The following is a 1,960-nucleotide window of genomic DNA, read 5'->3' on the forward strand; positions in this document are numbered from 1 at the left end:
GTTGTACCGTAGGTACCATCTTACCGTTAATAAGATAATATCAGGTTGATAACGCTTCCATTTGAACAAATTTTCCTTTTTCATACCGATCACACACCTTTTTTAGAATAATAGTATCAGTATGTCCAAGTTTAAGAGATTACTTGCAAGAGCTTTAGAGTTTTTGCACCAGAGCCCAACATTTGATATTGACTCATATATCTCACCATCCATATAGATTTATAGGTTCTCTAGATACATATGATTGTGATACCATATTTCGAATTTGTACCAGAAAAATTACAATATAGAAGCATTTAGAAAAAAAGAAATCCACCCTTTCTGGTATTATTTTATTAATCCGTTAAGCAACAAAAAAGTTGTTTAATTTACCATAAAGTCGTTTAAACATGGATTTAATAAAGATTAGGAGGAACAAATGATCAGTAAACTAAATCAAGTTATAAAATGTTTCCCTTGCCTGTCCTCTATTGAAGCTAAGGAATGGAATAGAACTGGTATTTCTATAGTGCAAGTTCCAACCACTCCTGTAGCTTTTGCAAGGGGGCATCGCTTACACCATGCTATTTTTATTTTGGATGGCTGTGTACGCATTTATAGGGTTGGAGAAAATGGCAGGGAGATAACCCTCTATCGGGTTCAGAGCGGCGGCGTGTGTTTAATGATGATAGCTAGCATATTGGGTGATTTAGATTATGAGGCTTTTGCCGCAGTCGAAAGTGATGTTGAAGCCTTAATCATACCGGCCGAAACTTTTCGGAACTGGATACATACATACGATTCGTTAAGCAGATTTATATACGGATTATTTATTCGTAAAATGTCAACTGTGACTCAGCTTGTAGAAGAGATTGCTTTTAAAGGGATAGACGATCGGATTGCAGATTATCTCATTAAACATACCTCTCTGTATTCCGACGAGATAATCATAACCCACGAGAAGTTGTCTATTGAGTTAGGTACAGCAAGGGAAGTTGTTAGCCGAACACTAAAGAAGTTCGAGAAGGAGGGACTTCTTACTTTACATCGCGGAAAAATCGTAAACATCCAACGAAAGGCTCTACAACAAAAATTTAGCCGTTTTCTGTGATATAGTTACAGAAATCCTCCTCTTTCAGATTATATGATAATGGGGACAATATTGATTAAGGAAGGAAGATCCCTATGGAAAATCTAAACGGTCTTTACAAAGGAGACGATATTCTTTATCGAAATTCTTATTTAAAACGAATTAATGAGCTTATAAAAATGGCACCAGCATCCTCAAAAGCTTTTTTAACATTTGAGAAGGAAGCGTTTGTATCTGGATTAATACCAACGAAAACAAAGGAACTTATTGCGATTGCGGTGGCTCATACGACTGGTTGTCCCTATTGTATTGATGTTCATGTAAACAAGTATAAGAAATATGGGGGAACTATGGAAGAGGTTTTGGAGGCAATTATCGTTGCATCTGCAGTAAAAGCCGGAGCAGCCTTGAGTCACGGTGTAAATGCCTTAAATGCGTATGAGAAAAACAATATGCTATAGTATATAGTGAACTTACATTAAAAATTAAATGTAGTGTAGTGTTTCTAAAATAAACTATAATCATTAAACATAGCAAAAATCCCTGATTTCAATCAAAAAGCAGGGATTTTTTCCATTTTAATGCACTTTGGGAAATGAATAAACTATTATTGCTTATTCATAAAAAGCCCGTTAGAACATTAACGTTGCACCCTATGTAATTGGTCCTATCGACTTGAAATTACCTCGTATATTTTATCTCCAACTTTAGATACTGATAGTGTGCCATCCACAATGATGTCCGAATTCGGTTTAATGGTCTTTAGCATTTCAAGATAGCCCCGCCTACCTTGTGAAATGTAGTTTTCCATTTCAATCAAAATACTTTCATTAGAACTATTTCTAAAATCGGTTCTGGTGCAAAAATCATTTGATAGAGACATAGAAACCG

The 1,960-nt window shown here is 35.4% G+C and carries 3 protein-coding genes and 1 pseudogene; 2 read left to right on the forward strand and 2 right to left on the reverse strand.

What is annotated here, in order from left to right:
- Nucleotides 1-84, reverse strand: a pseudogene (locus HRG09_RS27970) (IS6 family transposase); the annotation flags it as partial.
- Between the two features lie 334 nt (nt 85-418).
- Between HRG09_RS27970 and HRG09_RS27975 the strand changes: the two are divergent.
- The gene (locus HRG09_RS27975; RefSeq protein WP_174104054.1) at nt 419-1,090 is read left to right on the forward strand and encodes a Crp/Fnr family transcriptional regulator; all 672 of its coding nucleotides are present in this window, start codon (nt 419-421) and stop codon (nt 1,088-1,090) included.
- A 74-nt stretch (nt 1,091-1,164) separates the two neighbouring features.
- Nucleotides 1,165-1,530, forward strand: a complete 366-nt coding sequence (locus HRG09_RS27980) for a carboxymuconolactone decarboxylase family protein (protein ID WP_017154573.1) — start codon at nt 1,165-1,167, stop codon at nt 1,528-1,530.
- Nucleotides 1,531-1,736: 206 nt separating this feature from the next.
- On the opposite strand, the gene HRG09_RS28670 is transcribed toward HRG09_RS27980, so the two are convergent.
- Nucleotides 1,737-1,960, reverse strand: a 224-nt coding sequence (locus tag HRG09_RS28670; RefSeq protein WP_217448197.1) for a nucleoside/nucleotide kinase family protein, incomplete at its 5' end; no start/stop codon positions are given.

The organism is Bacillus sp. Xin1 (assembly GCF_013314535.1).
Lineage (GTDB): Bacteria > Bacillota > Bacilli > Bacillales > Bacillaceae_G > Bacillus_A.

What these genes read in the sequence shown, in the direction of transcription:
- HRG09_RS27980 (WP_017154573.1), top strand. Translation starts at nt 1,165, where the DNA reads ATGGAAAATCTAAACGGTCTTTACAAAGGAGACGATATTCTTTATCGA.
- HRG09_RS27975 (WP_174104054.1), top strand. Translation starts at nt 419, where the DNA reads ATGATCAGTAAACTAAATCAAGTTATAAAATGTTTCCCTTGCCTGTCC.